Below are 23109 nucleotides of genomic sequence, written 5' to 3' on the forward strand. Positions count from 1 at the left end.
TCATCAGCAACTTTCCGCTCAAAAAAAACCTGAAACCCTTCTATCCCGGGCCTTCATCCACCTGGCACAGCTTCTGCTACAGCCCACGCCAGGCAGTGCTCAAGCACGCTCCATAAAAACAACTAGATGAAGGATCCTTCAATGGATAACTCCAATACCTTGCCTCTGGGGTCGGCGGCTGCGCCGGCGAAAGAACGCACGACCTCCAGCCGGATCAAATCGATCTTCAGCGGCTCCGTCGGCAACATGGTCGAGTGGTATGACTGGTACGTCTATGCCGCCTTCTCGCTGTACTTCGCCAAGACCTTCTTCCCCAAAGGCGACACCACCGCCCAATTGCTCAACACCGCCGCGATCTTCGCCGTGGGCTTTCTGATGCGTCCTATCGGCGGTTGGCTGATGGGCCTGTACGCCGACAAAGTCGGGCGTAAAAAAGCCTTGATGGCCTCGGTCTACCTGATGTGCTTCGGCTCACTACTGATTGCCCTGAGCCCAAGTTATGAGCTCATCGGTATCGGTGCGCCCATCCTGCTGGTATTTGCGCGCTTGCTGCAGGGGCTGTCGGTGGGTGGGGAATACGGCACCTCCGCCACGTACCTCAGCGAGATGGCAACCAAGGAACGTCGTGGTTTCTATTCCAGCTTCCAGTACGTCACCCTGATCTCCGGCCAGCTCATCGCGCTGGGCGTGCTGATCGTGCTGCAGCAAACCCTGACCACCGAACAGCTGTATGCCTGGGGCTGGCGTATCCCGTTCGCTATCGGCGCCCTGTGTGCAGTGGTTGCGCTGTACCTGCGCCGCGGCATGGAAGAGACCGAGTCGTTTACCAAAAAGGAAAAAGCCAAGGAAAGCGCGATGCGCACCTTGATGCGCCACCCCAAGGAGCTGCTCACCGTGGTCGGCCTGACCATGGGCGGCACCCTGGCGTTCTACACCTACACCACCTACATGCAGAAATACCTGGTGAACACCGTCGGCATGAGCATCTCCGACTCGACCACCATCTCGGCGGCGACGCTGTTTCTGTTCATGTGCCTGCAACCCCTGGTGGGCGGGCTGTCGGACAAGATTGGCCGGCGCCCGATCCTGATCGCCTTCGGCGTCCTCGGCACCCTGTTTACCGTACCCATCCTCACCACCCTGCACACCATCCAGACCTGGTGGGGCGCGTTCTTCCTGATCATGGCGGCGCTGATCATCGTCAGCGGCTATACCTCGATCAATGCGGTGGTCAAGGCCGAGCTGTTCCCGACCGAAATCCGCGCCCTGGGCGTTGGCCTGCCGTATGCCCTGACCGTGTCGATCTTCGGCGGTACCGCTGAATACATCGCCCTGTGGTTCAAGAGCATCGGCATGGAGACCGGTTACTACTGGTATGTGACGGCGTGTATCGCGGTGTCGTTGCTGGTGTATGTGACCATGAAGGACACCCGCAAGCATTCTCGAATCACCACCGACTAATTGGATGATGAAATAAAACCTGTGGGAGGGGGCTTGCTCCCGATAGCGGTGGGTCAGTCAATATATTACTGACTGACACCCTGCTATCGGGGGCAAGCCCCCTCCCACATTGGGTATGATGTTTGCCCCGAAACCGAGAGCAGGACCGGCCCATGTCCGACGATATCCACTTCTACGAACCCGCCAACGGCCACGGCCTGCCACACGACCCGTTCAATGCCATCGTCGGCCCGCGCCCGATTGGCTGGATCTCGTCACACGACCGCGAAGGTCGCCTGAACCTGGCGCCCTACAGCTTCTTCAACGCGTTCAACTACATTCCGCCGATCATTGGGTTTTCCAGCGTCGGGCGCAAAGACAGCTTGAACAATATCGAGCAGACCGGCGAATTCGTGTGGAACCTGGCAACTCGCCCGCTGGCCGAGCAGATGAACCAGAGTTGCGCGGCCGTTTCGCCTGATGTGAATGAATTCGAGTTGGCCGGGCTGACGCCGGTGGCGTCGAAAATCGTCGGCGTCCCGCGAGTGGGCGAGAGCCCGGTGTCGTTCGAATGCAAGGTGACGCAGATCATTCAGCTGCAACGCGCCGACAAGGAGCTGGTGCCGAGCTGGCTGGTGCTGGGCGAAGTGGTCGCGGTGCATATTGCCAAGTGGTTGCTCAAGGATGGCATCTACGACACGGCCGCCGCCGAGCCGATTCTGCGCGGTGGCGGCCCGGCGGACTACTTCCAGTTAGGCCCTGAAGCGCTATTCAAGATGTACCGACCAGGCGCCACAAAACCCTGACTGAAATGCAATCAAATGTGGGAGGGGGCTTGCCCCCGATGACTCTGTATCAGTTGCAAATTTGCTGGCTGACAAACCGCTATCGGGGGCAAGCCCCCTCCCACATTCAGTCCCAAATCAGCTGGCCTTCCGCGTCCACATCAATCAGATGTTCAAACCGCGCCGCCGCCGCATCATCGGCATCGGATGCGGTCTTGAAGGTCTGACCTTCCAGGATCTTATGGAACCTCGGAGCGCCCATGCCATCGAGTGCCTTCACGGCAACGGCGGCGCTGTAGCCACTCTCCCCCGGTACGACGGCGGAAACGGCTTCGTGGTGGGCAAATTGTTTACGTGCCATGTTGCAGGTCCTGGCCAATGGAAAGGCGGCCATTCTAAACCCTAACCGGCCAGTTGCAGGTACTCGCCGTAGGCCTGGACGGCGGATGCATCGGTGAACGTCTGGAAGTCCATGCTGCGCACCACCATGTCGTTCAACAACTCGGTGAAGATCATCAGGGCCGGGGAATTGAAGTAGGCGCTCATCGCCTGCTCGCTGCTCCAGAAACCTGTAATCAGCCATACATCGGGATCGCTCTGGGAATGCTGCAACGAGAATTGCAGGCAGCCCTGAGCCTGTCGGCCCGGTTCGATCAAACTGCTCAAGCGTGCACCGAGTTCGGTGCTGCACCCGGTACGGGCACGGATAAAGGCCATATGGCTCGCGGGAATGGGGGTGGACATGTTCGACTCTCCCGTTGAGAAGTGATGCTCGGCAAGCACTGTGAGGGCGTGTTGCCACAGGATCAAAGATAGCGGCGCCGGTGTCGGCGCGGTTAGTCGATTCCTGCCGGCTTATTGCACAATCCTGCGAAAAGCGTAGGCAGGACGTTTGGGCTGGCGTTTTATTCCACGCCGTAACGGCTTGTTTCAGGGAGATGACAGCCGCTTTGCTTGCCTGATTCACGACAGGCCGCAGGATCAGGCAAGGATTGTGCAGAATCGACGTAACACTTTTAAAAACCCACCGCTAAGCTGAGCCCCATCAAACCCGCGTGTAGAGGACGCCTCATGCCGTCGCCCGACCTCAAGCCCATTCCCCTCGATGCCGAGATGGAAAAGCAGCGTGCCGAACTGGCCAGCATTGTGCACCGCCATACCTGGGAAGACGGTTCCTACGGCACGGCGATCACCTCGCTCTACCTGAACCGCCACAACACGCCGCGCGACTTCATGCCGGTGCTGGTGGAGCCGGCACTGTGCATCCTCGCCAGCGGCAGCAAGGAAGTGCGCCTGGCCGACGAAATCTTCGCCTATGACCCGCTCAACTATTTAGTGTTCTCAGTCGCCATGCCAGTGGCCGGGCGGATTATCGACGCCACCCCGCAAGACCCCAACCTGTCGGTGCGCATCAATATCGACCCGGCCCAGCTCACCGCACTGATTGCCGAAGCCGGCCCGATGGGCGTGCCATCGCGGCCTACGTCCCGTGGCATGTACGTCGATCGCATCGACAATCAACTGCTCGACGCCGTGCTGCGCCTGACCCGCCTGCTGGACACGCCCAAAGATATCGCGATGCTCGCACCGCTGATCAACCGCGAAATTCTCTACCGCTTGTTGCGTGGCCCCCAAGGCTATCGCCTGTATGAAATTGCCGTCGCCAACAGCCAGAGCCATCGGGTGAGCCAGGCGATCACATGGCTGAACCGCAACTACGAACAGCCGCTGCGCATCGACGATCTGGCGCGGGAAGTGAACCTGAGCGTCTCGACCCTCCACCACCGCTTCAAGGCGATTACCGCCATGAGTCCGCTGCAATACCAGAAACAACTGCGCTTGCAGGAAGCTCGGCGCTTGATGATTGCCGAAGGGCTGGAGGCCTCGGCGGCGGGGTATCGGGTGGGATATGAAAGCCCGTCGCAGTTCAGCCGGGAGTACAGCCGGTTGTTTGGCGCGCCGCCACTTAGAGACCTGGCCAGGCTGCGCCAAAGCATCTGACCTGATGAAGATCAAAATGTGGGAGGGGGCTTGCCCCCGATAGCAGAGTGTCAGTCAGCCAATGTGTAGCTGACCCACCGCAATCGGGGGCAAGCCCCCTCCCACATTTGGTCCTGCGTATGTTCAGTCAAGGCCGCGGGGCAGTTGCAAGGTCACCCGCAATCCACCCTCGCGCAAATTCTGCAAACTCACTTCACCGCCATGGCTGTGGGCAATGTTACGGGCGATGCCCAAGCCAAGGCCGTACCCTTGCTGCTGCCCGGCCAGGCGAAAGTGCGGTTCGAACACCTGCTCCAGACGCTGTTCCGGCACGCCGGGGCCTTCGTCGTCCACGTGCAGGATGAACTCGGCGCCATCGTCCTCGATGTGCAAATGCGCGTTCTGTCCGTATTTCAACGCATTGTCGATCAGGTTGCCGATGCAGCGCTTGAGCGCCAGCGGCTTGCCCGGGTAAGTGGTCAGGGCCTGCCCGTGCTGGGTCACGCGCCCGTTGCCGTTGGGCGCGAGGTAGGGCTCCACCAGGCATTCAAGTACGTGGTTGAGGTCCACCGGCTGGATGTTCTCGTGGATATCGGTGTCTTTCACGCATTGCAGCGCGCCCTTGACCAGCAATTCCAGCTCATCCAGGTCACGCCCGAATTTGGTTTGCAGGTTTTCATCCTCGAGCAATTCCACGCGCAGGCGCAGGCGCGTGATGGGGGTGCGCAAGTCGTGGGAGATCGCGCTGAATAACTGGCTGCGCTCGGTCAGGTAACGGCTGATGCGCTCACGCATGGCGTTGAACGCACGCCCCACTTCCACCACTTCACTGCCGCCGCCTTCGGCCACCGGCTCCACGTCCGCCCCCAGGGACATGTCCCGCGCCGCACGTGCCAGGCGCTTGAGCGGTCGGCTTTGCCAATGCACCAGCAGGCCGATAAACAGCAGCAGGAAACCGCTGGTCAACACGATAAACCACACCTGCTGGGCCGGCAGGCCCTGCTCTTCAAGGCTGGTGTAGGGTTCGGGCAACAGCGAGGCAATGTACAGCCATTCACCCGGCGCCAGTTGTATCTGGGTGACCAGTACCGGCGGGTTGACCGGCTCCAGGGTCAACGCGTAGTGGGCCCAGGAGCGCGGCAGTTCGTCGAGCTTGAGCCCGGCATTGAAGATGCGCAGGTCCTCGGCGCCGACGAACTCCACCGAGATAAGCACATCGGCGCCGAGGGTCTGGCGCAATACGTCGTCCACGGCCACCAGCACCGCCTGCTTGCGCGGGGTTTCGGGCAATACCTGCATGTCCAGCGGGCGATCATTGAGGGTCACCACAAAACGCGTGCCGCCCATGCTGCGCAACTGGTCCAGCACCAGCGGGCGATAGGCCACCGGCAATGATCGGAAGTAACTCACGCTGGCGGTCATCGAATGCGCCAGGCTCCGGGCGCTGGTGACCAGGCCTTCCAATTGCGTGGCGCGCAGCTGCGAGACCCAGATCACGCTGGACAGCGCCTGGGCGAACAACACGGCGAGCAAGGTCAGCAGCAACATGCGCCCCAGCAGCGAGCGGGGCACGGGAAAACGGCGGCGGCGTTCGCTCAGGTGGTCAGTGGGCATTGCCGGCAACCACGCTGGCTGCCAGTTGATAGCCGCTGCCGCGTACGGTGCGGATCAGTCGTGCAGGTTTCTCGGTATCGCGCAGGCGTTGGCGCAGGCGGCTGACGGCCATGTCGACGATACGGTCCAACGGCATCAGGTCGCGGCCACGGGTGGCGTTGCCGATGGTGTCGCGGTCGAGGATCTGTTGCGGGTGGTCGAGAAACAGCTTGAGCAAGGCAAAGTCGGCACCGGAGAGGATCACCTCTTCGCCATCCACGTGAAACAGGCGATGGCTGACCATATCCAGGCGCCATTCATCGAACACCAGCACCTCGCCGCCACTGCTGCGCTCCTGGCCGAACTGGCAGCGACGCAGCAGCGCCTTGATCCGCGCCTGCAACTCGCGGGGGCTGAACGGCTTGCCGATATAGTCATCGGCGCCCAGCTCCAGGCCGATCACGCGGTCGGCTTCGTCGGAACTGGCGGTGAGCATGATGATCGGCACCTGCGCCTGGCGCGGGTGCTGGCGAACCCAGCGGCAGAGGCTGAACCCGTCTTCATCCGGCAACATCACATCCAGGATGACCAGGTCGCACGGCGCCTCGTTCATCGCCTGGCGGAACCCCGCGCCATCGGCCACGCCACGGACCTGGAAGCCGGCGCGACTGAGGTAGGTCTGCAGCAATTCACGGATTTCCTGGTCGTCGTCGACGAGGAGAATCGATTTACTGATTGCGCTCACGGGGGGCCTCCCTGTTGTTGTGGGGTGTTCTTGAGGGCCTCATCGGGGGCAAGCCCCCTCCCACAATTTGAAATGCATTCCAATGTGGGAGAGGGCTTGCCCTCGATGGGCCCTCACAGCCTAAGCAAATGCCTGCTCAAGCGCCACACCCGCCCCAGTCAACCCGGAATACGGCGCGGTCACCAGCCACACCGGGATGCCCTTGAAGTAGTCGCTCATGCAGCCTTTATCCGCAAAGCTTTTGGCAAAACCGCTGTTGATAAAGAAGTCGGCAAACCTCGGTATCACCCCGCCCACGATATACACGCCACCACGCCCGCCGGTGGTCAGCACGTTGTTGCCCGCCACCCGGCCCAGCCAGATGCTGAACTGGTCCAGTACTTCCATTGCCACCGGATCGCCCGCCAGGCCCGCCGCCGTGATGGCCTCGGGCGTATCCAGCACCGGCGTGTGCCCGTCCACCGCACAGATCGCACGGTACAGGCGCGGCAAACCGCCACCGCTCAGGGCGGTTTCGGCGCTGACATGACCGATTTCATTATGGATGTGCTGCCACAACTGGGTTTCGCGCGGGCTGCTCAGGGGCAGGTCAACATGGCCGCCCTCCCCCGGCAATGCCGCAAAACGCCCTGCGCCGAGGTCCAGCAGGGTACCGACGCCCAGGCCGGTGCCCGGGCCGATCACCACCGCGGGGCGCAACGGCTCCGGAGTGCCTTCGCACACCACGCGAAAATCGTCGGGCTGCAGGCGGGTCATGCCCAAGGCCATGGCCGAGAAATCATTGACCAGCAGCAGTTCGTCCACCTGCAGCGCCTGGCAAAACGCCGTCTTGCTCAGGCGCCAGTGATTATTGGTGAACTTGAATTCGTCGCCGCTCACCGGCCCTGCCACCGAGAGGCAAACCGCGCCGATATCGCCGATGTTCAGGCCTTCTTCCGCCAGATAGAACCTGATCGCGTCTTCAGGGCTGGCATAGCCCGCCGTGGCGTGCACACGAATCGAATGCAGTGCCGAATCCCGCCACAACGCAAAACGGGCGTTGGTACCCCCGATATCACCGACCAGCGCTAACTTCACTTAAGCGTCTCCAAGGCAGAGGTAAAGGCGCTGGCGCCCTGCTCTGCGGAGCTTGCGGCCAAGCGCATGAATGCAAACAACTCGCGACCGGCGCCCACGTTATTGCCAAGCAAGCCCGTGGCAGGCGTGCGCGCCGCAAATACGTCGGCGTCCACCTTGAGCTCCAGGGTGCCGGTGACGCCATCGACGCGAATGATATCGCCATCCTGGACCCGCGCCAGCGGCCCGCCGCTCTGGGCTTCGGGGTTGACGTGGATCGCGGCGGGAATCTTACCCGAGGCGCCGGACATACGCCCGTCTGTTACCAGGGCAACTTTGAAGCCACGGTCCTGCAACACGCCGAGGAACGGGGTCATCTTGTGCAATTCGGGCATGCCGTTGGAGCGCGGGCCCTGGAAGCGCATGACCGCAACGAAGTCTTTTTCCAACTGGCCCGCCTTGAAGGCATCGGCCAGGTCCTGCTGATCCTGGAACACCACTGCCGGTGCTTCGACCACTTGATGCTCCGGTGCCACTGCAGACACTTTCATCACACCACGGCCAAGGTTGCCCTCCATCACACGCAGGCCGCCTTCCGGCGAAAACGCACGGGCCACGGGACGCAGGATGGTTTCGTCGAGGCTTTCGATGGGGCCGTCGCGCCAGATCAGTTCGCCGTCTACCAGGAACGGCTCCTGGGTGTAACGGCTCAGGCCCTTGCCCGCCACGGTGTTGACGTCTTCGTGGAGCAGGCCGGCTTCGAGCAGTTCGCGGATCAGGAACGACATGCCGCCCGCCGCCTGGAAGTGGTTGATGTCGGCCTTGCCGTTTGGGTACACGTGGGACAGGGTCGGTACCACCTCGGAGAGGTCGGCCATGTCCTGCCAGGTCAGGATGATGCCCGCCGACATGGCGATGGCCGGCATGTGCAGGGTGTGGTTGGTGGACCCACCCGTGGCGTTGAGCGCGACGATGGAGTTGACGATGGACTTTTCGTCGACGATTTCGCCGATGGGCGTGAAGTTGCCATTGGCCTTGGTCAAGCGCGTGACCTGATGCGCGGCCTCGCGGGTCAATGCATCACGCAGCGGCGTGTAGGGGTTGACGAACGAAGCGCCCGGCAAGTGCAGGCCCATGACTTCCATCAACAGCTGGTTGGTGTTGGCGGTGCCGTAGAAGGTGCAGGTACCTGGGCTGTGGTAGGACTTCATCTCCGATTCCAGCAGCTCTTCGCGGCTGGCCTTGCCTTCGGCGTAGCGCTGGCGCACATCGGCCTTCTGCTTGTTGGAGATGCCCGACGGCATCGGCCCGCCGGGCACGAAGATCATCGGCAGGTGACCGTAGCGCAGCGCGCCCATCATCAGGCCGGGAACGATCTTGTCGCAGATGCCCAGCATCAGCGCGGCGTCGAACATGTTATGGGACAGCGCCACCGCCGTGGACATGGCGATGACTTCACGGCTGAGCAGGCTCAACTCCATGCCCGGCTCGCCCTGGGTGACGCCGTCGCACATGGCGGGCGTGCCGCCGGCGAACTGGCCGACCGAGCCGACTTCGCGCAGGGCTTTCTTGATTTGTTCAGGGAAATGTTCGTACGGCTGATGCGCCGAGAGCATGTCGTTATAGGAAGAAACAATGGCCACGTTGGCGGCATTCATCATGCGCAGGCTGTTTTTGTCTTCGGTGCCGCAACCGGCCACGCCATGGGCGAAGTTGGCGCATTGCAGCTTGCCGCGCATCGGACCGTCGCTGGCGGCGCCGCGAATGAGCGCAAGGTAGGCCTCGCGGGTGGCGCGGCTGCGGGCGATAAGCCGTTCGGTGACCTCAAGAACGCGGGGATGCATGTATAGAACTCCAGGCTAACGGATGTGGCGACCTGAGAGTCTATGCTGATCAAACGCCCACGGCTCATGGGATGGCAGGGGGTCGTTTGGATCATCGGACCAGTTGATTCAGGTCACTCGTTGTAGATTGAACAAAATATTGCCACTAAAAAGGCTTGTTTTCTATTTTTATGCGAATAATCTTGTAATTCTTACAACAAATCGACGACAGGCACCTTCCAATGACTCTACGTATCGCAATCAATGGTTTTGGCCGTATCGGCCGTAATGTCCTGCGCGCACTGTATACCCAAGGCTACCGCCAGGATTTGCAGATCGTCGCCATCAACGACCTGGGCGACAGTTCGATCAATGCCCACCTGCTCAAATACGACACCGTGCATGGCACTTTCGACGCAGAGGTCACCCACGATCAGGAAGGCCTGACCGTCAACGGTGACCGGATTGCCGTGAGTGCCATTCGCAACCCGGCCGACCTGCCATGGGCCGCGCACAAGATCGACGTGGTGTTCGAATGCACCGGCCTGTTCACCGACCGTGACAAGGCTGCCGCCCATATCAGCGCCGGCGCGCGCAAGGTAATCATCTCCGCCCCGGCCAAGGGCGCGGACGCGACCGTGGTCTACGGCGTGAACCATGACATTCTGCGTCAATCGCACCAGATCATCTCCAACGCGTCGTGCACCACCAACTGCCTGGCGCCGGTCGCTCAGGTGCTGCACCGCGAGCTGGGCATCGAAAGCGGCCTGATGACCACGATTCACGCCTACACCAACGACCAGAACCTCACCGACGTCTACCACACCGACCCGTACCGCGCGCGTTCGGCCACCCAGAACATGATCCCGAGCAAGACCGGCGCCGCCGAAGCCGTGGGCCTGGTATTGCCGGAACTGGCGGGCAAGCTGACCGGCATGGCCGTGCGCGTGCCGGTGATCAACGTGTCGCTGGTGGACCTCACCGTACAGCTGAAAAAAGAAGCCACGGCCGATGAAGTCAACGCGCTGTTGAAGCAGGCCAGCCAGCACTCCAAGATCCTCGGTTACAACACCCTGCCGCTGGTTTCCAGTGACTTCAACCATAACCCGCTGTCGTCGATCTTCGATGCCAACCACACCAAGGTCAGCGGCAAGCTGCTCAAGGTACTGGCGTGGTATGACAACGAGTGGGGCTTCTCCAACCGGATGCTGGATAACTGCCTGGCGCTGTGTAACGCCGAATAACCCCTCTGGGATATGGCTTATGTGGGAGGGGGCTTGCCCCCGATAGCGGTGGGTCAGCTACAGGTAAGCTGGCTGATACACCGCCATCGGGGGCAAGCCCCCTCCCACATTTGCTTTGCGCAGGGCCGCAGAAATCGCCACTTGCCATTTCAGTTGATGATAAGCATTATCATTAACTGCATGTCAGTCTGGTATCACTGTGAGCCAATCTCGCTTCAACCACGTCTTTCTCGCCCAACGGGTGACCCTGCTGCGCACGCTGCAACGCATGGTGCATAACCACAGCACCGCCGAGGACCTGTTGCAGGAAACCTACCTGCGCGTGACTCGGGCCCTGAGTGAGCGGCCGATCGACCACCTTGAACCCTTCGTCTACCAGACCGCGCGCAACCTGGCGCTGGACCATTTGCGTTCGCGCAGGATCCAGGCCCGCACCCTGCAGGAAGATGTCCCGCTGGATATCCTGCAAAGCGTCGCCGCCCCCATCAGCACGCCCGAAGACGCCACCCAGGCCGAGCAATTGCTTGAGCACCTGAGCGTCAGCCTCGGCCAGTTGAGTGCCCGCCAGCAACGGATCTTCATCCTCAGCCGCCTGCACGGTTGCAGCTACCAGGAGATTGCCGATCAGTTGCACGTGTCCTTGAGCACCGTGCAAAAGGAACTGAAATTGATCATGGCCATCTGTGTAGGTGTGGCCGAACGGTTGGATCAGCCTTAAGCTCCATCCGACAGAAGTATCGATCCAGGCTGTAGGAAATAATGAATAGAACGTGGCGAAGACCCGAGGAACACCGTGACGGACCCGAATAAACTGCGCCCCCATGAGTTGGCTCATGAGGTGCTGCAAGACACGGCCATGGACCAAGCGCTCGATTGGCTGATCGCCTTGCAGTGCCCGCAACCCGGCCAGCAAGCCGCTTTCCAGGCCTGGCTGGCGCAGGACCCGGCGCATGCACACGCGTTCAGCAAGGCCCAGTCCGCCTGGGGTGGCACGCCGGTACACAGCGCCGCCGTGGCGTTGGCCGCGCCACGCCGACCGAGCGCCTGGCGCCGGATCAAACCGCATTGGAAACCCCTGGCCACCGCCGCCGTGCTGCTGCTCGGTCTGTTCAGCTTCAGCAACCTGCCGGTGCGCCTGCAGGCCGACCACCTCACCGTAGTCGGTGAGCGCCAGCGTCTGCAACTGGACGAGGGCTCCAACGTACTGCTGAACACCAATTCGGCGTTTTCCAGCCGCATCAAGGACCACCAGCGCATCGCCCGCCTCTACCAGGGCGAAGCGTTTTTCGACATCGCCCCCGCCCGTGGCCTGCCGCTGGAAATCGACGCCGGCCCGGTGCGCGCCAGCGTGCGCGACACAGCGTTTGCCGTGCGCTATCTCGACGGCGAAGCCCAAGTGCAAGTGCAACGCGGTGATGTCGACCTGAGCAATACCTTCGACGACGCCCGGGTGCGCCTGAGCGCCGGCGAAAGCATTCGCGTCGGCCCCAAGGGCTTCAGTCAGCCCGCCAGGCTGGACGTCAGCAAGGACCTGGCCTGGGTCCAGGGCCGACTGGTGTTCGAAAACTGCCCGATGAGCGAAGTGCTGGCGGAGCTGCGCCGCTATTATCCGGGCTGGATCGTCAATACCAACGACAAGCTCGCCAGCGTCGCCGTCACCGGCAACTATCGCCTCGACCAGCCGTTGGACGTAGTGCGTTCCCTGGCCCACATCACCTCGGCCAAGCTGTCGGAATACCCTGCGCTGGTGATTTTGAACTGAATGAGCACTATTTTTACTCGATACTGACCGGCGATACGTCTCGTTATAGCCAATGCAACTGATTCCCATTTGGTTTCGGTTCGCAACTATAAGATTCGTATCTCCGGAGCGCTCTCGATGTCCTCTCGTTTCAACCGCCGGTCCTGTTCGCCCGTCCTGTCCTTGCTCACCGCCGCCATGCTGATGGCCGGCGTGCCGGCAATGGCCGCCACTGCCGTCGAACCTGCGCCGCGCAGCCACGGCAATTACAACTTCAGCATCGAACAGCAGCCATTGGTGTCGGCGCTGAACGCGTTCAGCGGCGTGACCGGTTGGCAAGTCGGTCTGCCGGCCGAGTTGGGCCAGGGTGTGTCGTCCCCAGGTGTGCGCGGTGCGTTATTGCCGGAGAAGGCGCTGGAGCGGCTGTTGGTGGGGACCAACCTGAGCTACCGCAAGCTGGGCAATAACAACATCGTGCTGGAAAAACGTGCCGCCGGCAGTGCCCTCAACCTGCAGCAAGTGACCATCAGCGCCACCCGTACCGAGCAGGCTGTCGACAGCGTACCGAGTATGGTCAGCGTGCACGACCGCCAGGAACTGGACCGCCAGAACGTCAACAACAGCCGTGAGCTGGTGCGTTATGAGCCGGGCGTGTCCGTTGGCGGTGCCGGCACCCGTTCGGGCAACGCGGGCTATAACATTCGCGGGATCGACGGCGACCGCATTCTGACCCAGGTCGATGGCGTGGAAGTGCCGGACAACTTCTTCAACGGCCCCTACGCCAAGACCCGGCGCAACTACGTCGACCCGGAAATCGTCAAGCGCGTGGAAATCCTGCGCGGCCCGGCCTCGGCCCTGTACGGCAGCAGTGCCATCGGCGGCGCGGTGAGCTATTTCACCCTCGACCCGGATGACATCATCAAACCCGGCCAGGACGTCGGCGCACGCCTGAAAACCGGCTACAGCTCCGCCGACGAAAGCTGGCTGACCTCCGCCACCGTCGCCGGCCGCGTGCAGGACTTCGACGGACTGCTGCACCTGAGCCAGCGCAACGGACACGAAACCGAATCCTATGATGGCAACAACGCCACCGGCCTCGCCCGCACCGGCGCCAACCCGGAAGACGCACGCACCACCAACGTGCTGGCCAAGTTGGGCTGGAATTATGGCGACGACAACCGCCTGGGCCTGACCTACGAGAAGTACAAGGATGATCGCGACGTCAACCTCAAGAATGCGGTGGGCGGCCCGTTCATCGGTGGCCGTGGTTTCAACCTGTACCGTGACCGTCGCGGCAACGACACCATTACCCGCGAGCGTTTCGGCCTGGAAAACAGCTTTGCCCTCGAGTCGCCGCTCGCCGACCGTATCAAGACCAGCCTCAATTACCAGATTGCCAAGACCGACCAGACCACCGCCGAAATCTATCAGTCCGGCCGCCGTGTATTGCGCACCCGCGACACGCTGTACGAAGAAAAGCAGTGGGTCTTCGATGCACAGCTGGACAAGGCTTTCAGCCTCGGTGATACCGAGCACCAACTGACCTACGGCACTACCCTCAAGCAGCAGAAAGTCACCGGTTCGCGTGAAGGCGCCGCCACTTGCCTGGCGGTCGGCAGCGGCTGCACCGCCATCGGCGCGCCCAGCCCGTCGGCCAGCGACAGTGTGAAGAAATCCAGCGACTTCCCCGACCCGACCATCAACACCTATTCGCTGTTCGCCCAGGACCAGATCACCTGGGACAACTGGACCTTCCTGCCCGCCGTGCGCTACGACTACACCCGGCTCAAGCCCAAGCTGACCGAGGAATTCCTCAGCACCGTGAACCCCACCGGCGAGTACGCGGTCGACGGCAAGGACAAAACATGGCACCGCGTGACGCCCAAGTTCGGCCTGACGTACGCCCTGACCGACCAGTACACCTGGTTCGGCCAATACGCCGAAGGCTTCCGCACGCCGTCCGCCAAAGCGCTGTACGGCCGCTTCGAAAACCTCAACCTGGGCTACACCGTGGAGCCCAACCCCGATCTCAAGCCGGAAACCAGCAAGGGCATCGAAACCGGGCTGCGCGGCAAGTTCGACGCAGGCTCGTTCGAAATCGCCGTGTTCTATAACAAATACCGCGATTTCATCGACGAAGACAACGCGGTGGTCGGCGGTACCGTCGAGCAATTCCAGGCGGTGAATATCAAACGCGCCACCATCAAGGGCGCCGAAGCCAAGGGCCGTCTGAACCTGGATGCATTCGGCGCCCCGCAGGGCCTCTACACCCAAGGCGCGATCTCCTATGCCCATGGCCGCAACAACGACAATGGCGAGCCGCTCAATAGCGTCAACCCGCTCAAGGGCGTATTCGGCCTGGGCTACGACCAGGACAACTACGGTGGCCTGGTGAGCTGGACCCTGGTCAAGAAACAGAACCGCGTCGACAGCAGCACCTTCCACGCCCCGGACGGCGACACCAGCGGCCCGTTCAAGACGCCGGGCTTCGGCATTCTCGACCTGACCGCCTACTACAAGGTGACCAACGACGTAACCATCAACGGCGGTCTCTACAACCTCACCGACAAAAAGTACTGGAACTGGGATGACGTACGCAGCTACGACAGCGTCGGCGAAGCCGCAGTGACCGGCCCGGCCAACCTTGATCGGCTGACCCAGCCGGGTCGCAACTTTGCGATCAACCTGATCTGGGACATCTGACGAGAGCCGCCGCACCTTGCCGCAATGATGGTGCGGCGAGGTGAGGATTTTTTACTGTGCCGCGTCTTCCTGTTCGTCTAGTTGATAACCGCTCTCTTTAGAGCCACAAGACGCTACCCTTCTCAAGGACTTTTTCATGACCGCTTCTCCCACCTCTGAACGTGCAAGCCTGCGCTCCCAGCGCCTGAACCAGATCACCCATGAGCCGCACACCAGGCTCGACGCACTGGTCAAGGCGCACGCCCCGTTTGAGACCCAGGCCAACTTTGCCCGCTTCGTGGTGGCGCAGTACCTGTTCCAATCGGAGTTGGTCGCGCTGTACAACGATGCAGAACTGAACCGGATCATCCCGGACCTGGCCGAACGCTGCCGCGCAGAAGCGGCCAGGCTTGATCTGGGCGACCTCGACACCGACGTACCCGCGCCGGTTGCCGGTGCCGTGAATAACCCGGGCAAGGCCGAAGCCCTGGGTTGGCTGTTCGTCTCCGAAGGTTCCAAGCTGGGCGCCGCGTTCCTGATCAAACGGGCGGTGGGCCTGGGGCTGAGCGAAACCTTCGGTGCCCGTCACCTGGGCGAACCGACGGGCGGTCGCGCCGAAGGCTGGAAACGCTTCACCCGCATCCTCGACGGCCTGCAGTTCAGCGCAGACGAAGAAGCCGCCGTAGAGAAAGGTGCAATCGATGCGTTTGTGCGCTTCACCGTATTGCTGGAACAGGCGTACGCTACGGCCCCTGAACTGGCCTGACCTACTGATTGAAATGCAATCAACTGTGGGAGGGGGCTTGCCCCCTCCCACAGTTGGAACGCATTTCACATTGTTTTTCTGTGATAACCCTATCTATGACCGGCAAAACCCAATCCACCTCCAGAATCGCACAGATCCTCTACGGCCTGCTGGCCTATGTCAGCCTGGGGATCGGCCTGGTGGCGATTGTCATACCGGGTTTGCCCACCACCGAATTCATCCTGCTGGCCGCCTGGGCCGCGACCAAAAGCTCACCGCGCCTGAGCGCCTGGCTGGAAAACCACCGCCTGTTCGGGCCGATCCTGTTCAACTGGCGCAATGGCAAGATCATCGCGCGCCGGGCCAAAGTCAGCGCCACCGTCAGCATGCTGCTGTGCGCCGTGCTGATGCTGGTGATGCTCGATCACGGCTGGCCGATCTACCTGGCCATCGCCGGCATGAGCCTGGGCAATCTGTGGATCTGGTCTCGCCCCGAACAGCTCGCACCGCCCGTATAACGCCGCGTGTAGGCTTTTTCCTACCGCTCATCGTCTGTCGCTCATGAATTGATTTGTTACGCCGATGTTTCAGGCATGACGCCGAATGGACTTGGCTTTTGCGTGCATCTCAACAAGTCCATTCGTGAGTGAACCTATGTTCGACACCCTCTCCATCCGCCTGAAAATCGTGCTGCTGTCCGGCCTCTGCCTGCTCGGGGTCATTGCACTGGTGGTGGGCATCAATATCTACAACACCAATCAGAACGACCAACTGGTCAGTGACTCAAGCTCACGCATGCTGACTGCCGGCGTGGAACAGTTGCTGCAAGCCAAGGCGGCCGAACAGGCGGTGCAGCTGCAGAAAACCTTCAACGAGAACCTGCAGGCGGTCATCGCCCTCGCCGACCAGATCAAAGACCTGCGCACCCTCGGGGCCAAGCGTTCCCTGGAAGCCGGTGCCCTGCGCGAGGAACTCAACCAGAGCGTCAAAACCGCTTTCGAGCGCAACACCAAGGTGCTGGGCATCTGGCTGTCGTTCGAACCCAACGCACTGGATAGCAAGGACAGCCAATTCATTGACGACAAGGCCCGCGCTTCCAACGAAAAAGGCCGTTTCTCCAGCTACTGGAGCCGGGCCGGTGGCGAAGGCCTGAACACGATCATGGTCGAGGATGACCTGACCAAGACCACCCTCAACCTCAGCGGTACGCCCTACAACATTTGGTACACCTGCCCACGGGACACGCGCACCACCTGCCTGCTGGACCCGTACGAAGACACCGTGGCCGGCAAACCCGTGCTGATGACCACCATCTCCCTGCCGTTGATCGTCGATGGCAAGGTAATTGGCGTCGTCGGTGTGGATATCGCCCTCAACGCCCTGCAAGCCGTCACCGATGCGGCGCAGAAAACCGTATTCGACGGCGCCGCACACGTGGAGGTGCTGTCCAGCACCGGGCTGATCGCCGCCTACAGCGGTGAGCCGGGCAAAGTGGGCAAGAACCTGATCGACACCCTGGGCGCCGAAGGCAAAGAGATCGTGCAGTTGCTTGCCGATGATCGTCCGATGATCCGCGAGCAGGACGAGACCATTCGCGTCGTATACCCGGTCAAGCCGATTGCCGACGCCAAATCCTGGGGCGTGCTGATCAAGCTGCCCAAAGCGGTGATGCTGGCCGATAACGTGAAACTGCAAGCTGTGCTTGACGACGCCCAGGCCACCGGCACCCTCAAGGCCTTGCTGGTCGCCGCCGCCGCTGCCCTGCTGGGCCTGCTGCTGATCTGGCTGACCGCGACCGGCGTGACCCGCCCGATCAACAGCGTGGCCGCCATGCTCAAGGACATCGCCAGCGGCGACGGCGACCTCACCCAGCGCCTGGCCTACAGCAAAAAAGACGAACTGGGCGAGTTGGTGAACTGGTTCAACCGCTTCCTCGACAAGCTGCAACCGACCATCGCGCAGATCAAGCAAAGCATCACGGAAGCGCGCGGCACGGCCGACCAGTCCTCGGCCATTGCGCGCCAGACCAGCGAAGGCATGCAGGTGCAGTTTCGCGAGATCGACCAGGTGGCCACCGCGTCCAATGAAATGAGCGCAACCGCCCATGACGTCGCCAACAGCGCCTCCAATGCCGCCAGTGCGGCACGCGGCGCGGATCAGTCGGCGCGCGAGGGCATGTCGATCATCGAACAAAGCACCCGCGATATCACCTCGCTTGCCGAGGAAGTCAGCAAGGCCGTCGGCGAAGTTGAGGAATTGGCCGTCAATAGTGAACAGATCGGTTCAGTCCTGGAAGTGATCCGCAGCATTGCCGAACAGACCAACTTGCTGGCCCTGAACGCGGCGATCGAAGCGGCACGTGCCGGGGAAAGCGGACGCGGTTTTGCGGTGGTGGCCGATGAGGTGCGCAACCTGGCCAAACGCACCCAGGATTCGGTAGAGGAAATTCGCCAGGTGATCGAACGGATCCAGAGCGGCACCCGTGGCGTGGTGGCGACCATGCACTCCAGCCAGCAACAGGCGCAAAGCAATGCCGGGCAGATCCACGAAGCGGTGAAGGCCTTGGGCAAGATCAGCGATGCTGTGACGGTGATCAGCGACATGAACCTGCAGATCGCCAGCGCCGCCGAAGAGCAGAGCGCGGTGGCCGAAGAGGTCAATCGCAACGTCTCGGCGATCCGCACCGTGACCGAAACCCTTACCGGCCAGGCCACCGAGTCGGCGGCCATCAGCAGCCAGCTCAATGCCCTGGCCAGCCAACAGATGAAGCTGATGGATCAGTTCAGGGTATAAGAAACAGGGCAAATCCAATGTGGGAGGGGGCTTGCCCCCGATAGCAGTGTGTCAGCCATAGATAAGGTGACTGACACTCCGCCATCGGGGGCAAGCCCCCTCCCACATTTTGACCGCGCACCGCTTAAAGACCGGTCCAGGCCTGGACGAACGCTGCAACATCTTCCTTCGGCGCCGTACGCGGCGGGTTCTGCGGCGTGCCCAAATACAGGAAGCCGATCACCTCTTCATCTTCTGTCAGCCCCAGCCCTTTGGCCACATGCGCCGAGTAAGACAACTCACCCGTACGCCACACCGCGCCAATCCCTTGTGCATACGCCGCCAGTAGAATGCCATGGGCCGCACAGGCGGCTGCCAGCAACTGTTCGGATTTGGGCACCTTGAAATGCTCCTGCAGGCGGGCGATCACTACCACCACCAGCGGCGCCCGCAACGGACCGTTCTGGGCCTTGTCGATGGCGGCTTGCGGGGCGTCGGCATCCTGCAAACGCGCCGCTTCGGCCAGCAGCGTGCCCATGCGCTCACGGGCCGGACCTTCCACGGTGAGGAAACGCCACGGGCGCAGTTGGCCGTGGTCGGGCGCGCGCATGGCGGCGGCGAACAGCACGTCGCGCTGCGCCTGGGTCGGTGCCGGTTCCAGCAAGCGCGGCACGGAAACACGGTTGAGCAAAGCGTCGAGAGCCTGCATTGGCCACCTCCAGAAAAAAATGTGCGGTCATTCTAGCGGAATGCATCGGGATGCCAGCAAACGATAATTGCTCTTATTCAAACTGCCCCGCCCTGTTAGACTTTGCGACCCTATTTTCCAACCGCTTCCAGGAATTTCGATGTTCCGTGCGCTTTTTTGCCTGTCGGCAACGTTGATGGCTTTAAGCCTGACCGCTTGCGACGACGCTCCCCGCTTCACCAAGGCCGAGCCTGGTGAGTCGCGGCCCGGTGGCGCCACGACGGTGAACAAGCGTGACCAGAACGCGTTTTCCCTGCCCTCGGCCAACCTGGCGCCTACCCGCCGCCTGGATTTCAGCGTCGGCAACAGTTTCTTTCGCAGCCCCTGGGTGATCGCGCCCTCCACCACCACGGCGCGTGACGGCCTGGGCCCGCTGTTCAATACCAATGCCTGCCAGAACTGTCATATCAAGGACGGCCGAGGCCACCCACCGCTGGCCGATGCGCCCAATGCGGTTTCGATGTTGGTGCGGCTGTCCATTCCGGATGCGCCTGCCTATGCCAGCCTCATCGAGCAAATCGGCGTGGTGCCCGAGCCGCAGTACGGCGGCCAACTGCAGGACATGGCCGTGCCGGGCGTGGCGCCGGAGGGCAAGGTGCGGGTCGATTACACGCCGGTCAACGTCAGGTTCAAGGACGGCACGGTGGTCGAGCTGCGCAAGCCCGAGTTGCAGATCACCCAGCTCGGCTATGGCCCGATGCACCCGGACACGCGTTTTTCGGCACGCATCGCGCCGCCGATGATCGGCCTGGGTTTGCTCGAAGCCATCAGCGACGCCGATATCCTGCGCAACACCGACCCGAAAACCGCCGACCCTGAAGCCATCGTCGGTCGGGCGAATCAGGTCTGGGATGACGCCAGGCAGAAAACCGTTTTAGGGCGATTTGGCTGGAAAGCCGGGCAACCCACGCTCAATCAACAAAATGTTCACGCGTTTTCGGGTGATATGGGCCTCACCACTTCATTGAGACCTTTCGATGACTGCACCGATGCCCAGGCAGCCTGTAAACAGGCGCCCAACGGCAACGGCCCCGAGGGCGAGCCGGAAGTCAGCGACAATATCCTGCGCCTGGTGCTGTTCTATACGCGTAACCTTGCCGTGCCGGTGCGCCGCGACGTCGACGCGCCGCAGGTGCTGGCCGGCAAAAACCTGTTCTACCAGGCCGGTTGCCAGGGCTGTCACAAGCCGACGTTCACCACCGCCGCCAATTCCGCCGAACCCGAACTGGCCAATCAAGTGATCCGCCCCTACAGCGACTTGCTGTTGCACGACATGGGCGAAGGCCTTGCCGACAACCGTACCGAATTCAAGGCCGGTGGCCGCGACTGGCGTACGCCGCCGTTGTGGGGCATCGGCCTGACGCAAACCGTGAGTGGTCACACCCAGTTTCTGCATGACGGCCGCGCCCGCAACCTGCTTGAAGCCGTGCTCTGGCACGGCGGCGAGGCGCAAGCGGCGCAGCAGCATGTTTTGTCGTTCAACGCCGAGCAGCGTGCCGCGTTGCTGGCGTTCCTGAATTCTCTATAAGCTTTGCCCCAATTACAGAAGGGAGCTCGACATGTTCCGTCCCAAGTTGTTGTTCACCAGCCTGGCCGCCCTTGCCCTCGGCGCCTGCTCGCCCCAGGACCCGCAAGCGGTGACCTCGGCGGCCATCGCCAAGCAAGTCATCCTGCCGACCTACAGCCGTTGGGTTGAGGCCGACCGTCAACTGGCCGTCAGCGCGCTGGCCTACTGCCAGGACAAGGAAAGCCTGGACACCGCCCGCGCCGACTTCCTGCATGCGCAAAAAGCCTGGGCCGAGCTGCAACCGCTGCTGATCGGCCCGCTGGCCGAGGGCAACCGCGCCTGGCAGATCCAGTTCTGGCCGGACAAGAAGAACCTGGTCGGTCGCCAGGTCGAGCAACTGGTCAGCGCCCAGCCGCAGATCGATGCGGCCGCCCTCGCCAAATCCAGCGTGGTGGTGCAAGGCCTGTCCGCCTACGAATATATCCTCTACGACGCCAAGCCCGACGTCGCCGACCCGGCCCAGAAAGCCCGTTACTGCCCGCTGCTGATGGCCATCGGCGAACGCCAGAAAGCCCTGGCCGAAGAGATCCTGGCCAGTTGGAACAGCACCGACGGCATGCTCGCGCAGATGACCAAGTTCCCCAACCAGCGCTATGCCGACTCCCACGAAGCCATCGCTGACCTGCTGCGCGTGCAGGTGACCGCCCTGGATACCCTGAAGAAAAAACTCGGCACGCCGATGGGCCGTCAGACCAAGGGCATCCCGCAACCGTTCCAGGCCGATGCCTGGCGCAGCCAGTCGTCCCTGCAAAGCCTTGAAGCCAGCCTCGCGGCCGCCCAGACCGTCTGGGTGGGCGTGGACAACAAAGGCCTGCGCGGCCTGCTGCCGGCGGACCAGAAAGCCCTGGCCGACAAGATCGACGCCGCCTATGCCGCGTCACTCAAACTGTTCGCCAGCAACCAGCGCACCCTCAACGAACTGTTGAACGACGACGCCGGGCGCCAGCAACTCAACGACATCTACGACAGCCTCAACGTGGTCCATCGCCTGCACGAAGGCGAGCTGGCCAAGGCGCTGGGCATCCAGCTGGGCTTCAACGCCAACGACGGTGACTGATGATGCTCAGGCGACAGGCTTTGGCGGTGGGCAGCGTGCTGCTCAGCGCCCTCACGTTGGGCGGCTGGACGCTGTTCAAGCACAAGGACAAGAGTCCGCTGCTGCTGTCGGCGCGCGACGATGCGGACGGCAGGCACTACGCCGTCGGTTATCGCCTGGACGGCAAGCAGGTGTTCGCCACCCAGGTCGGCCAGCGCTGCCACGACATCATCAACCACCCGACACTGCCGATTGCACTGTTTGTCGCCCGCCGCCCGGGCACCGAGAGTTACCTGATCGACCTGCGTGACGGCGCGCTGCTGCAAACCATCACCGCCAACGCCAATCGCCACTTCTATGGCCACGCGGTGATCCACAAGAGCGGCGACTGGCTCTATGCCACCGAGAACGACACCTCCGACCCCGGCCGTGGCCTGTTGGGTGTGTACAGGTTCGAAGGCGAGCGGCTGGTGCACAGCGGCGAGCTCTCCACCCACGGCATCGGCCCGCACCAGGTGTCCTGGATGCCCGATGGCGAAACCCTGGTGGTGGCCAACGGCGGCATCCGCACCGAAGCCGAGAGCCGCGTGGAGATGAACCTCAACGCCATGGAGCCGAGCCTGGTGCTGATGCAGCGCGACGGCACGCTGATCAGCAAGGAAACCCTGGGCCAGCAGATGAACAGCGTGCGCCATATGGGGATCGCCAGCGATGGCACCATCCTGACCGGGCAGCAGTTCATGGGACCGTCCCAGGAGCGTTCCGAATTGCTCGCGATCAAGCGTCCGGGCCAACCGTTCGTGGCCTTTCCAGTGGCCGATGCGCAGTTGCAGGCGATGGGGCACTACACCGCCAGCGTTGCGGTGCACAGCGAGCTGCGCCTGGTTGCGCTGACGGCGCCACGGGGTAATCGCTTCTTTATCTGGGACATGGACAGTGGCGAGTTGCGCCTGGATGGGCCGCTGCCCGATTGCGCCGGCGTGGGCGCGGTGGCGGACGGCTTTGTCGTGACCTCGGGCCAGGGGCGCTGCCGCCTGTACGATTGCCGTCAGAAACAGCCAGTAGCGACCCCACTGACCTTGCCCGCCGGGTTGTGGGACAACCACCTGCATCTCATGACGTAACCACCACCTTGATCTCAATGCTCCTGCG

The 23109-nt window shown here is 62.1% G+C and carries 20 protein-coding genes; 13 read left to right on the plus strand and 7 right to left on the minus strand.

Annotated features, from left to right (window positions below):
- The first annotated feature begins 141 nt into the window (after nt 1-141).
- Complete coding sequence (locus TU82_RS14620; RefSeq protein WP_057723872.1) at nt 142-1461, plus strand: MFS transporter; 1320 nt, start codon at nt 142-144, stop codon at nt 1459-1461.
- A 152-nt stretch (nt 1462-1613) separates the two neighbouring features.
- The gene (locus TU82_RS14625) at nt 1614-2246 is read left to right on the plus strand and encodes a flavin reductase family protein (protein ID WP_057723873.1); all 633 of its coding nucleotides are present in this window, start codon (nt 1614-1616) and stop codon (nt 2244-2246) included.
- Between the two features lie 106 nt (nt 2247-2352).
- On the opposite strand, the gene TU82_RS14630 is transcribed toward TU82_RS14625, so the two are convergent.
- Nucleotides 2353-2586, minus strand: a complete 234-nt coding sequence (locus TU82_RS14630) for a hypothetical protein (protein ID WP_057723874.1) — start codon at nt 2584-2586, stop codon at nt 2353-2355.
- A 41-nt stretch (nt 2587-2627) separates the two neighbouring features.
- On the minus strand, nt 2628-2969 hold the full coding sequence (locus TU82_RS14635) for an antibiotic biosynthesis monooxygenase family protein (protein WP_057723875.1): 342 nt from the start codon (nt 2967-2969) through the stop codon (nt 2628-2630).
- A 327-nt stretch (nt 2970-3296) separates the two neighbouring features.
- On the opposite strand from TU82_RS14635, the gene TU82_RS14640 reads away from it, so the two are divergent.
- On the plus strand, nt 3297-4226 hold the full coding sequence (locus TU82_RS14640) for an AraC family transcriptional regulator (protein ID WP_057723876.1): 930 nt from the start codon (nt 3297-3299) through the stop codon (nt 4224-4226).
- A 123-nt stretch (nt 4227-4349) separates the two neighbouring features.
- Here the strand turns inward: TU82_RS14640 and TU82_RS14645 are convergent, their stop codons facing one another.
- From TU82_RS14645 to edd, 4 genes are all read right to left on the minus strand, one after another.
- Nucleotides 4350-5819 carry an ATP-binding protein gene (locus TU82_RS14645; protein ID WP_057723877.1) on the minus strand — a complete coding sequence of 490 codons (1470 nt, stop codon included), beginning with the start codon at nt 5817-5819 and terminating at the stop codon, nt 4350-4352.
- Nucleotides 5809-6543, minus strand: a complete 735-nt coding sequence (locus tag TU82_RS14650; protein WP_057723878.1) for a response regulator — start codon at nt 6541-6543, stop codon at nt 5809-5811. Before TU82_RS14650 ends, TU82_RS14645 begins: the two co-directional genes overlap by 11 nt.
- 120 nt (nt 6544-6663) lie before the next feature.
- A complete protein-coding gene (locus tag TU82_RS14655; protein ID WP_057723879.1) occupies nt 6664-7620 on the minus strand; it encodes a glucokinase in 957 nt (318 codons plus the stop codon).
- Nucleotides 7617-9443, minus strand: a complete 1827-nt coding sequence (gene edd, locus TU82_RS14660) for a phosphogluconate dehydratase (RefSeq protein WP_057723880.1) — start codon at nt 9441-9443, stop codon at nt 7617-7619. The genes TU82_RS14655 and edd overlap by 4 nt, the downstream gene beginning before the upstream one ends.
- Nucleotides 9444-9664: 221 nt before the next feature.
- On the opposite strand from edd, the gene gap reads away from it, so the two are divergent.
- From gap to TU82_RS14695, 7 genes are all read left to right on the plus strand, one after another.
- Nucleotides 9665-10666, plus strand: coding sequence for a type I glyceraldehyde-3-phosphate dehydrogenase (gene gap, locus TU82_RS14665; RefSeq protein ID WP_057723881.1), 1002 nt, complete (start codon nt 9665-9667; stop codon nt 10664-10666).
- A 199-nt stretch (nt 10667-10865) separates the two neighbouring features.
- The gene (locus TU82_RS14670; protein WP_057723882.1) at nt 10866-11384 is read left to right on the plus strand and encodes an RNA polymerase sigma factor; all 519 of its coding nucleotides are present in this window, start codon (nt 10866-10868) and stop codon (nt 11382-11384) included.
- A 75-nt stretch (nt 11385-11459) separates the two neighbouring features.
- Nucleotides 11460-12428, plus strand: coding sequence for a FecR family protein (locus TU82_RS14675; protein ID WP_057723883.1), 969 nt, complete (start codon nt 11460-11462; stop codon nt 12426-12428).
- 117 nt (nt 12429-12545) lie between these two features.
- Nucleotides 12546-15110, plus strand: coding sequence for a TonB-dependent receptor (locus tag TU82_RS14680; RefSeq protein ID WP_057723884.1), 2565 nt, complete (start codon nt 12546-12548; stop codon nt 15108-15110).
- 136 nt (nt 15111-15246) lie between these two features.
- Nucleotides 15247-15855 carry a biliverdin-producing heme oxygenase gene (locus TU82_RS14685; protein ID WP_057723885.1) on the plus strand — a complete coding sequence of 203 codons (609 nt, stop codon included), beginning with the start codon at nt 15247-15249 and terminating at the stop codon, nt 15853-15855.
- A 95-nt stretch (nt 15856-15950) separates the two neighbouring features.
- Nucleotides 15951-16352, plus strand: coding sequence for a YbaN family protein (locus tag TU82_RS14690; protein ID WP_057723886.1), 402 nt, complete (start codon nt 15951-15953; stop codon nt 16350-16352).
- A gap of 136 nt (nt 16353-16488) precedes the next feature.
- Nucleotides 16489-18627 carry a methyl-accepting chemotaxis protein gene (locus TU82_RS14695; protein ID WP_057723887.1) on the plus strand — a complete coding sequence of 713 codons (2139 nt, stop codon included), beginning with the start codon at nt 16489-16491 and terminating at the stop codon, nt 18625-18627.
- A gap of 124 nt (nt 18628-18751) precedes the next feature.
- On the opposite strand, the gene TU82_RS14700 is transcribed toward TU82_RS14695, so the two are convergent.
- Complete coding sequence (locus TU82_RS14700) at nt 18752-19315, minus strand: NAD(P)H nitroreductase (RefSeq protein WP_057723888.1); 564 nt, start codon at nt 19313-19315, stop codon at nt 18752-18754.
- Between the two features lie 139 nt (nt 19316-19454).
- Here TU82_RS14700 and TU82_RS14705 point away from each other — a divergent pair, with 139 nt between their 5' ends.
- The 3 genes from TU82_RS14705 to TU82_RS14715 are packed head-to-tail and all read left to right on the plus strand — an operon-like array spanning nt 19455 to nt 23081.
- Complete coding sequence (locus TU82_RS14705; RefSeq protein ID WP_057723889.1) at nt 19455-20882, plus strand: di-heme oxidoreductase family protein; 1428 nt, start codon at nt 19455-19457, stop codon at nt 20880-20882.
- Between the two features lie 31 nt (nt 20883-20913).
- Complete coding sequence (locus TU82_RS14710; protein WP_057723890.1) at nt 20914-21978, plus strand: imelysin family protein; 1065 nt, start codon at nt 20914-20916, stop codon at nt 21976-21978.
- A gap of 2 nt (nt 21979-21980) precedes the next feature.
- Nucleotides 21981-23081 carry a DUF1513 domain-containing protein gene (locus TU82_RS14715; protein ID WP_057723891.1) on the plus strand — a complete coding sequence of 367 codons (1101 nt, stop codon included), beginning with the start codon at nt 21981-21983 and terminating at the stop codon, nt 23079-23081.
- Nucleotides 23082-23109 lie beyond the last annotated feature (28 nt).

This window comes from Pseudomonas orientalis (assembly GCF_001439815.1).
Lineage (GTDB): Bacteria > Pseudomonadota > Gammaproteobacteria > Pseudomonadales > Pseudomonadaceae > Aquipseudomonas > Aquipseudomonas orientalis.

What these genes read in the sequence shown, in the direction of transcription:
- TU82_RS14690 (WP_057723886.1), top strand. Translation starts at nt 15,951, where the DNA reads ATGACCGGCAAAACCCAATCCACCTCCAGAATCGCACAGATCCTCTAC.
- TU82_RS14640 (WP_057723876.1), top strand. Translation starts at nt 3,297, where the DNA reads ATGCCGTCGCCCGACCTCAAGCCCATTCCCCTCGATGCCGAGATGGAA.
- TU82_RS14685 (WP_057723885.1), top strand. Translation starts at nt 15,247, where the DNA reads ATGACCGCTTCTCCCACCTCTGAACGTGCAAGCCTGCGCTCCCAGCGC.
- TU82_RS14710 (WP_057723890.1), top strand. Translation starts at nt 20,914, where the DNA reads ATGTTCCGTCCCAAGTTGTTGTTCACCAGCCTGGCCGCCCTTGCCCTC.
- TU82_RS14695 (WP_057723887.1), top strand. Translation starts at nt 16,489, where the DNA reads ATGTTCGACACCCTCTCCATCCGCCTGAAAATCGTGCTGCTGTCCGGC.
- TU82_RS14625 (WP_057723873.1), top strand. Translation starts at nt 1,614, where the DNA reads ATGTCCGACGATATCCACTTCTACGAACCCGCCAACGGCCACGGCCTG.
- TU82_RS14700 (WP_057723888.1), bottom strand. Translation starts at nt 19,315, where the DNA reads ATGCAGGCTCTCGACGCTTTGCTCAACCGTGTTTCCGTGCCGCGCTTG.
- TU82_RS14705 (WP_057723889.1), top strand. Translation starts at nt 19,455, where the DNA reads ATGTTCCGTGCGCTTTTTTGCCTGTCGGCAACGTTGATGGCTTTAAGC.
- TU82_RS14715 (WP_057723891.1), top strand. Translation starts at nt 21,981, where the DNA reads ATGCTCAGGCGACAGGCTTTGGCGGTGGGCAGCGTGCTGCTCAGCGCC.
- TU82_RS14645 (WP_057723877.1), bottom strand. Translation starts at nt 5,819, where the DNA reads ATGCCCACTGACCACCTGAGCGAACGCCGCCGCCGTTTTCCCGTGCCC.
- TU82_RS14635 (WP_057723875.1), bottom strand. Translation starts at nt 2,969, where the DNA reads ATGTCCACCCCCATTCCCGCGAGCCATATGGCCTTTATCCGTGCCCGT.
- TU82_RS14680 (WP_057723884.1), top strand. Translation starts at nt 12,546, where the DNA reads ATGTCCTCTCGTTTCAACCGCCGGTCCTGTTCGCCCGTCCTGTCCTTG.
- gap (WP_057723881.1), top strand. Translation starts at nt 9,665, where the DNA reads ATGACTCTACGTATCGCAATCAATGGTTTTGGCCGTATCGGCCGTAAT.
- TU82_RS14630 (WP_057723874.1), bottom strand. Translation starts at nt 2,586, where the DNA reads ATGGCACGTAAACAATTTGCCCACCACGAAGCCGTTTCCGCCGTCGTA.
- TU82_RS14620 (WP_057723872.1), top strand. Translation starts at nt 142, where the DNA reads ATGGATAACTCCAATACCTTGCCTCTGGGGTCGGCGGCTGCGCCGGCG.
- edd (WP_057723880.1), bottom strand. Translation starts at nt 9,443, where the DNA reads ATGCATCCCCGCGTTCTTGAGGTCACCGAACGGCTTATCGCCCGCAGC.